General features: G+C 69.4%; 8 protein-coding genes, 1 tRNA gene and 1 pseudogene. 2 read left to right on the top strand and 8 right to left on the bottom strand.

All coding sequences use genetic code 11. From position 1 onward, the window contains the following. The 8 genes and pseudogenes from VFM98_RS18605 to VFM98_RS18570 all read right to left on the bottom strand — a co-directional run. Positions 1-242: pseudogene (locus VFM98_RS18605) on the bottom strand (hypothetical protein); the annotation flags it as partial. 29 nt (positions 243-271) lie between these two features. Continuing rightward, the gene (gene pth / locus VFM98_RS18600) at positions 272-880 is read right to left on the bottom strand and encodes an aminoacyl-tRNA hydrolase (RefSeq protein ID WP_325111386.1); all 609 of its coding nucleotides are present in this window, start codon (positions 878-880) and stop codon (positions 272-274) included. A gap of 155 nt (positions 881-1,035) precedes the next feature. Continuing rightward, positions 1,036-1,710: a 50S ribosomal protein L25/general stress protein Ctc gene (locus tag VFM98_RS18595; RefSeq protein ID WP_325111385.1), complete on the bottom strand. Its 675-nt coding sequence runs from the start codon at positions 1,708-1,710 to the stop codon at positions 1,036-1,038. Positions 1,711-1,790: 80 nt separating this feature from the next. Then, the gene (locus VFM98_RS18590; protein ID WP_325111384.1) at positions 1,791-2,771 is read right to left on the bottom strand and encodes a ribose-phosphate pyrophosphokinase; all 981 of its coding nucleotides are present in this window, start codon (positions 2,769-2,771) and stop codon (positions 1,791-1,793) included. 75 nt (positions 2,772-2,846) lie between these two features. Next, positions 2,847-2,923 (bottom strand) — tRNA-Gln (locus VFM98_RS18585). A 19-nt stretch (positions 2,924-2,942) separates the two neighbouring features. Beyond that, on the bottom strand, positions 2,943-3,827 hold the full coding sequence (gene ispE / locus VFM98_RS18580) for a 4-(cytidine 5'-diphospho)-2-C-methyl-D-erythritol kinase (protein ID WP_325111383.1): 885 nt from the start codon (positions 3,825-3,827) through the stop codon (positions 2,943-2,945). Between the two features lie 8 nt (positions 3,828-3,835). Then, positions 3,836-4,330: an outer membrane lipoprotein LolB gene (locus VFM98_RS18575; RefSeq protein ID WP_325111382.1), complete on the bottom strand. Its 495-nt coding sequence runs from the start codon at positions 4,328-4,330 to the stop codon at positions 3,836-3,838. After that, entirely contained in the window at positions 4,327-6,060 is a 1,734-nt protein-coding gene (locus VFM98_RS18570) for a tetratricopeptide repeat protein (RefSeq protein WP_325111381.1), read from the bottom strand. Before VFM98_RS18570 ends, VFM98_RS18575 begins: the two co-directional genes overlap by 4 nt. 67 nt (positions 6,061-6,127) lie before the next feature. On the opposite strand from VFM98_RS18570, the gene mutM reads away from it, so the two are divergent. Next, positions 6,128-6,943, top strand: coding sequence for a bifunctional DNA-formamidopyrimidine glycosylase/DNA-(apurinic or apyrimidinic site) lyase (gene mutM, locus VFM98_RS18565; protein ID WP_325111380.1), 816 nt, complete (start codon positions 6,128-6,130; stop codon positions 6,941-6,943). Between the two features lie 56 nt (positions 6,944-6,999). After that, on the top strand, positions 7,000-8,458 hold a 1,459-nt coding region (locus tag VFM98_RS18560; RefSeq protein WP_325111379.1), incomplete at its 3' end, for a dynamin family protein.

The raw sequence follows: 8,458 nt of genomic DNA, 5'->3' as shown, positions 1-8,458 counted from the left end.
ATCGCCTTGGGCGCATTGCGCTCCTGCGCCAGGCGCGCCTTTTCCAGGTCGGCGGCGAGCTTCGCCTCCATGTCGGCCACGCGCTTGCCGGTGGGGTGGCCGCTCACCGGCTCCGAGAGGGTGACGGGCGTGCCGCCGGCGCAGGGCTGCTGGCCGTAGCTGTTGCCGCAGCGCCAGACCGTCTGCGCGCCGGCACCGGCGCCGTACAACGCCAGGGCGATCAACAGGATCTTGTTCGTCACGTGGGCCTCCTCTCGGGGGTGGTTGGGGTTCAGGTCCCTTCGGGGCGGGGCGGCTTGGGCCGCGGCGCCTTGTGCGTGTGCACGATGAGCGTGGCCTTCTCCATCTCGCCGGCGATCAGCGCCGGGAAGGCCTTGAGCGTACGGGTGACGCATTCCTCGATGGCGGTGCGTTGCTCGGGGGCCGGTTTCTTCAGCACCCAGTTCACGACTTCGGACTTCACGCCCGGGTGGCCGATGCCGATGCGCAGGCGCCAGTAGTCGTCCGTGCCCAGTTGCGCGTGGATGTCGCGCAGGCCGTTGTGGCCGGCGTGGCTGCCGCCGAATTTCAGCTTGGCCTGGCCGGGGACGATGTCGAGCTCGTCGTGCACGACCAGGATCTCTTCCGGCGGGATCTTGTAGAAGCGCGCCAGCGCCGCGACCGAGCGGCCGGACAGGTTCATGAAGGTCTGCGGCTCGAGCAGCCACACCGTCTGGCCGTGGATGTTGACGCGCGCCATCCGCGCCTGGTAGCTGCGCTCGAAGACGAGGTTGGCCTTCAGCTCGCGCGCGAGCTCGTCCACCCACCAGAAGCCGGCGTTGTGGCGCGTCGCCTCGTACTCGGGGCCCGGGTTGCCCAGGCCGACAAACAGCTTGATCATGGATTCGGTGAAGGTAATGGCAAAGCGCGGCCGCGCCGATGGGAATATTGTCGCCACGCGCGCAAGAAAAAAGCCCGCTTTCGCGGGCTGATTTCGTGGGCGAGCGGCGCTGAGCGCCCCTCCGGACCCCCGCCTGCGCGGGGGTGGTCAGCGAATTACTTCTTGGCCGGGGTCTTGGCGGCCTTGGCAGCGCCCTTGGCGGGGGCGGCGGCCGGGGCGGCAGCGGCGGCGCCTTCGGCACCGGCGGCGGCGGCTTCGGCGGATTCCTCGGCGGCCGGGGTCACCACCGACACCAGCACCGGGTTCGGCTTGCCGTGCGTCACGGCCTTCACGCCCTTGGGCAGCTTCACGTCATTGAGGTGCAGCACCGTGCCCTTCTTCAGGCCGGCCAGGTCGATCTCGATGAACTCCGGCAGGTCGGCCGGCAGGCAGGAGATGTCCAGTTCGGTGACGACCGGGTTGACCAGGCAGTGGTCCAGCTTGACGGCATCGGATTCCTCGGCGCCCTTGTAGTGCACCGGAACCTTCATGTGCAGGCGGGTGTTGGCGTCCACGCGCTGGAAGTCGATGTGCAGCACCTGCTGGCGGAACGGGTGGTACTGCACGTCGCGCAGCAGCACCTTGCCGGTGGCGCCGTTCAGCTCCATGTCCAGCACGGAGGAGTGGAACGCTTCCTTCTTCAGGGCGTGCCACAGGGCGTTGTGGTCCAGCTCGATGAGTTGCGGCTGGCCCTCGCCACCGTAGACGATGCCGGGCGTCTTGCCGACGTTGCGCAGGCGGCGGCTCGCACCCGTACCCTGCTTGGCGCGCTCGAAAGCGACGAATTTCATTGCGATCTCCAGTTCGGCAACCACCGCGACCAGTGTGCTGCCGGTTCAACAAAGCTCCCCGTGAAGGGAGCGCGAAAAGCTCAGAACAGGTCGACCTGTTCCGAGAACAGACTCATCACCGATTCGCCCTTGGCGATGCGCTGCATCGTCTCGGCGATCAGCGGCGCCACGGAGAGCTGGCGCACCTTCTGGCAGGTGCGCGCCGCTTCCGACAGCGGGATCGTGTTGGTGACCACCACCTCGTCGAGGGCGGAGCCCTTGGTGATGCGCTCGATGGCCGGGCCCGAGAAGATCGGGTGCGTGCAGTAGGCGTAGACGTGCTTGGCGCCGCGCTCCTTGAGCACCTCGGCCGCCTTCACCAGCGTGCCGGCGGTGTCGATCATGTCGTCCATGATCACGCAGTTGCGACCTTCGATCTCGCCGATGACGTGCATCACTTCCGAGACGTTGGCCTTGGGCCGGCGCTTGTCGATGATGGCGAGGTCGGTGCCCAGCTGCTTGGCCAGCGCGCGGGCGCGCACCACGCCGCCGACGTCCGGCGAGACGACGATCAGGTCCTCGTAGTTCTTCTGCCGCAGGTCGCCCAGCAGCACCGGCGAGGCGTAGATGTTGTCGACCGGGATGTCGAAGAAGCCCTGGATCTGGTCGGCGTGCAGGTCCATCGTCAGCACGCGGGCCACGCCCACGGTCTGCAGCAGGTTGGCCACCACCTTGGCCGAGATCGGCACCCGGGCCGAGCGCGGCCGGCGGTCCTGCCGGGCGTAGCCGAAGTAGGGGATCACGGCGCTGATGCGCTCGGCCGAGGCGCGCTTGAGCGCGTCGACCATGATCATCAGCTCCATCAGCGTGTCGTTGGTCGGCGCGCAGGTGGACTGCACCACGAACACGTCGCGCGTGCGCACGCTGGTGTTGATCTCCACGGTGACTTCGCCGTCGGAGAAGCGGCCCACCGTGGCCGCGCCGAGGGAGATGCCGAGATGGCGTGCGATCTCCTCCGCCAGCGCCGGGTTGGCCGTGCCGGTGAACACCATGAAATCGGGGGCGGGGGGAGCTACCTGCATGAGCGGACGAGCCAATCGGTTGGGGACAGAGCACTCTTCGTCGCGGTCTGTCCCACAAGATCAACGACTGTGGTTTGGCAGGGGAGGAAGGACTCGAACCCTCGCATGCCGGAATCAAAATCCGGTGCCTTAACCAACTTGGCGACTCCCCTACACGGGTCGGCAGCCGGATCAGCTGCCAACCGAATCGTCGCTGGAGGCCCACCCCACCAGGGGATGAACATCCAGATTGCCGCATTCCCGCACCACCCAGCCTGCGCCGGCCCAGCGGGCCGGCATCTGCGCCAGGACCTGCCCCGGGAGTTTATCCGGTGGCAGCAGCGCGTAAACCGCGCTGCCCGAGCCCGTCATGCGGGCCGCGAGGCCTTGGCTGGCCAGGAAGTCCAGTGCTTCCCCCACCTCGGGGTTGAGCAGCCGGGCTACCGGTTCCAGGCTGTTGTGCCCGAAACGCCAGGGATCTGCAGCAAAGCCTGTGATTCTAGCACCAATGCTGTCCCGTTGCAGGGCCGGGTGGCGGAAGATGTCAGCTGTCTTCAGCCCGCGGGGTGGCTTCACCACCACGAAGCGCGCCGGCGGCAGCTCGATGGGGGTGATCTGCTCCCCGATGCCTTCGACCCAGGCGTTGCGGCCGCGCAGGAAGAAAGGCACGTCGGCGCCCAGTCGCAGGCCGATGGCTTCCAGGGCGGGCAGCGCCAGCCCCAGGCCCCACAGGCGGTTCAGGGCCAGCAGGCAGCTCGCGGCGTCCGAGGAGCCGCCGCCCATGCCTGCCTCGGCCGGCAGGCGCTTGGTGATCCGGATGTGGGCGCCGGCCGTGCAGCCGGTGGCCTGCTGCAGCGCGCGGGCGGCGCGCACCGTGAGGTCGTCTTCGGGCAGCGGCACCGTCAGGTCTTCGCGGCTCACGGCCCCGCCGGGGTGCAACTCGAAATCCAGGCTGTCGTGCCAGTCCAGCAGCATGAAGGCCGACTGCAGCAGGTGGTAGCCATCCTCGCGCCGGCCGGTGACGTGCAGGAACAGGTTCAGCTTCGCCGGGGCGGCGACGTCGTACAGGGCGCGCACCACTTCTTTCAGTGGTCGAAGGCGAGCCGCAGGTCTGCCGCCGGGGGCGGATCCACCCGGCGGGCGCGCAGCCGGCCTTCGGCCACCTGGCTCACGTCGGCCTGCCAGCCGGCTACCGGCGTGGCCTTGCCGGCCAGCCAGTCGAACAGGGCCGCGATCGGGATCGGCGCGCCGGTCGCTTCCTGCGCCAGGGCTTCGAGCGAATCGAACTGCTGGGTCTTGCCGCCCGAGCGCAGCACGGCGCTGCCGGGCGCCCAGGCCAGCACGGCCACCGTGCCGCCCAGCGGATTGGACAGCTTCAGTTCGCCTTGCTGGGGCGCGCCGGTCAGCTCGAAGCCGGCGGAGAAGGACTGCTCGCGCTGGCCTTCCACCGTGAGCGCGAGCCGCCCGGTCCAGACCTGCGTGCCCGGCGCCACCGGGGTCCGCGGCGGCGTCGCGCAGGCGGCCAGCAGGAAAGCGCAGGACGCGGCCAGCAGCCACGAGCGCAGCAGCCCCACCCTCACAGTTGCACCTTCAGCCGCTTGATCGTCTGCAGCAGCGTCTCGTTCTCGTTGTTCAGCAGCATGCCCTCGCGCCAGATCTTCTCGGCCTGGTCGCGCTGGCCGAGCGCCCACAGCACCTCGCCGAGGTGGGCGGCGATCTCGGGATCGGGCCGGTCCTTGTAGGCGCCCTGCAGGATGCGCAGGGCCTCCGCGCGATTGCCCATGCGGAACTCGACCCAGCCGAGGCTGTCGGTGATGAAGGGATCGCCGGGCGCGAACTCCAGCGCCTTCTGGATCAACTGCCGCGCCTCCGGCAGCCGCACGTTGCGCTCGGCGAAGGAGAAGCCCAGCGCGTTGTACGCGTGGTGGTAGTCGGGCTTGACCGTCATCACCTGGCGCAGCAGCTTTTCCATGTCTGCGAAGTCGTCGAGCTTCTCGGCCATCATGGCCTGATCGTAGAGGAGGTCCGGGTCCTTCGGGTTCTTCGCGATGGCCTGCGCCAGCAGGTCGTAGGCGGCCTTGTACTGCTTGTTGTCGCGCAGCAGGCTCACTTCGGCGGTGAGCTTCATGCGCGCATCGGCCGGCGTGCGCTCCGGCAGCGACTGGATCAGCTTGCGCGCCTCCGGCAGCTTGCCCTGGCGCGCCAGGATGGAAGCCCGCCGGCTCTGGGCCGAGAACAGGTCCTGCGAGTTCTCGATGCGGTCCAGCCAGGCGCCGGCGGCGGTGAAGTCCTTGCGCTTCTCGGCCACCTGCGCCATCGAGAGATAGGCCTGCGCGAGGCCGCGGGTGCGCTCTTCGGTGGCGGGCTGCGCCTGCGCGAGCTGGATGTATTTCTGCAGCGCGCTCTCGGCCTGGGTGAGCTGGTTGTCCTGCGCCAGCAGCGTGCCCTGCGCCAGCCAGGCCTCCGGGAACTCGGGGCGCTCGCGCGTCACCAGTTGCAGCTGTTGCAGCGCCTCCTGGTGGCGCTGCGCGTCGAGCAGCGCGCGCGCATACCCCATGCGGATCTCGGGCAGGGGCTGGGCCGCCAGGTAGCTGCGCACCAGCGCCTCGGCCTGCGGCAGCTTCGGATCCATCAGCTCCAGGGCGAGCAGGGCGGGGCCCTCGGCCTTGGCGTCGAGCCCGTGACCGCGCTTGGCGGCTGCAAGCGCGCCTTCGGTGTCGCCGGCGGCCAGCCGCATGCGGCCGACCGCGCTCCAGGCGGCCGGGCCGGTGGCGGGCTGGCCCAGGTAGTCGGCCAGGGCCTGTTCGATCACGGTGGCAGCCTGCTTCTTGTCGCTGGCGCGCGCGTAGATGCGCGGCGCCACCGAGATCACGGCGGCGCGGTCGCCCGCGTCGGCCAGCGCGATCTCGGTCTTCAGCGGCTCCGCGCTCTCGGGAATGCGATTGAGCGCCACCAGGATCTGCAGCACGTAGCGGTTGGCCTCGCGCGACTTGGGGAAGGCCTGCTTCCAGGCCCGCGCGGCCTGCAGCGCGGCGTCGCCGTCGCGGGCCTCGAAGGCCAGTTCCACCGCCCGCTGGTACAGCGCCGGGTCGGCGGTCTTGCGCGCGGCGTCGAGGATCAGCGCGAAGCCCGCGGCGGGCTCGGCGCTGCGCACGTTCAGTTCTCCCAGCAGCAGCTGGTAGAACAGTTCGGCATCCATGCCGCTGTTGTCGGCCGCGGATGCGATCTTGGGACCGCTGCCCTGGGCGGACGCGCAGCCCGCCAGGACGCACGCCACGAGCAGCAGCCCTGCCTTCCGGAATCTTTTCATCGGGTCATGATAATGGCGCGTTCCGCAAAGCCGCTACGTGATTTCGCGGGCCGCCCAAGCCTTTTTCATGCCCGAACTGCCGGAAGTCGAGGTCACTCGCCTCAGTTTCGCCGACCGTATCGTCGGCGCCCGCATCCTGGAGGTGCGCCTGGGCAAGCCCCTGCGCTGGCCCCTCGGATGCGATCCCGCCGCGCTGGCGGGGCGCACCGTCACGGGCGTGCGCCGGCGCGGCAAGTACCTGCTGCTCGATCTGGACCGCGGCCTGCTGCTGCTGCACCTGGGCATGTCGGGCAGCCTGCGCTTCGAGGCCGCGCTGCCGGAGGCGGCCCTGCACGACCACTTCGACCTGATGACGACGCAGGGCGTGCTGCGCCTGAACGACCCGCGCCGCTTCGGCGCCGTGGTGTTCTGCGAGGGCGAGGCTTCGGAACAGGCCCGCAAGCTCCTGGGCGGCCTGGGCGTCGAGCCCCTGGGCGAGGACTTCGGGCTGGAGGCCTTCCACGCCGGCCTGAAGAAGCGCCGCGCACCGATCAAGCAGGTGCTGCTCGCGGGCGACCTCGTGGTCGGCGTCGGCAACATCTACGCCTCCGAAGCGCTGTTCCTGGCGGGGATCCGGCCCACGCTGCCGGCGGCGCGCATCAGCAAGCCGCGCGCGGCGCGCCTGCACGCGGCGATCCGCGAAGTGCTGGCCCGGGCGGTGGAAAAGGGCGGCAGCACCTTGCGCGACTTCTCCAACGCGCACGGCGAATCGGGCTACTTCCAGCTCGAAGCCATGGTCTACGACCGCGCCGGCCAACCCTGCCGGGTGTGCAATACGCCCATACGGATGCTGCGACAAGGTCAGCGCGCGACATATTTCTGCCCGGCGTGCCAGCGGGGCTGACGGCCGGCCGGCCCCCCAAAACCCCGATGCTATAGTCAGCCGAGGCGGGACTCCGAGTGGCACTATCCTTCAACGAACAGTTCGATCAGCACGGCGCGTGGCGGCGCGAGTTCGCCCTGCGCCTGAAGCTGATGTCCGAATGGCTGAAGGACCACGACCTGCTCGATAGCGCGGTCGAAGAGCGGCTGCGGCGGCTGGAGTCGCAGCTGCGCACCGACAAGGTCATGGTGGCCTTCGTCGCGGAGTTCTCGCGCGGCAAGTCGGAGTTGATCAACGCGATCTTCTTCGCCGGCTACAAGCGCCGCATCATGCCGGCCAGCGCCGGGCGCACGACGATGTGCCCCACCGAGCTGGGCTACGACCCCGAGGTGCCGCCCTGCCTGCGGCTGCTGCCGATCGAGACCCGCCTGCAGACGCAGCCGCTGATGGAGTGGCGCATGGTGCCCGAGAAGTGGCACCGGGTGGACCTCGACGTCAACGATCCGCAGCAGCTCGCCAAGGCCTTCGAGAAGGTCTCCGAGATCCGCCGCGTGAGCGAGGACGAGGCGCGCGCGCTGGGCTTCTGGCACGAGGACGCGCCCGAGGACAACCCGATCAAGGGCCCCGACGGCCTGATCGAGATCCCGCGCTGGCGGCATGCCCTGATCAACATCGCCCACCCGCTGCTGAAGCAGGGGCTGGTGATCCTCGACACGCCGGGCCTCAACGCGATCGGCGCCGAGCCCGAACTGACGGTCAACCTGATCCCGCAGGCCCACGCGGTGGTCTTCATCCTGGCCGCCGACACCGGCGTCACGAAGTCCGACCTGCAGATCTGGCGCGAGCACCTGATCTCGGAGGACAACGCAGGCGATTCGCGCCTCGTCGTCCTGAACAAGATCGACACCATGTGGGATGCCCTGAGCACTCCCGCGCAGGTGCAGGCGCAGATCGACCGCCAGCGCGCCACCACGGCCGAAATCCTGGGCCTGCAGCGCCACCAGGTGCTGCCGGTCTCGGGCCAGAAGGGCCTGGTCGCCAAGGTCAACAACGACGCCGAACTGCTGAAACAGAGCCGGCTTCCCCTGCTGGAGACGGCACTCGCGCACGGCGTGCTCGGCCAGCGGCAGAAGATCCTGCGCGCCTCGGTCGCGGCCAACACCGCCGAACTGCGCACCGAAGCCACGCGCCTGCTTTCCATCCGCCGCCGCGACCTCGCGGAGCAGATGGTGGAGCTGAGGGGGTTGCGCGGCAAGAACATGTCGGTGATCCGGCACATGCGCGCGCGCATCGAACAGGAGCAGGCCGACTTCGACGCCAGCGGCGCGCGCATCCATGCCGTGCGCTCGGTGCACCTGAAGCTGCTGCGCGACGTGTTCAACATCCTCGGCACGGCGGCGCTCAAGGCCGAAATGACCGAGCTGACCGACGCGCTGCGGCAGCCGGGCCTGAGGCTGGGCGTGCGCAAGGCCTACGCGAAGACCTTCGACCGGCTGCGCGATGGCCTGCGCAAGGCCGCCAAGGTGAGCGACGAGA

It is taken from the genome of Ramlibacter sp., from assembly GCF_035706265.1.
Lineage (GTDB): Bacteria > Pseudomonadota > Gammaproteobacteria > Burkholderiales > Burkholderiaceae_C > Ramlibacter.
This window is presented reverse-complemented; position numbering and strand designations above follow the sequence as displayed.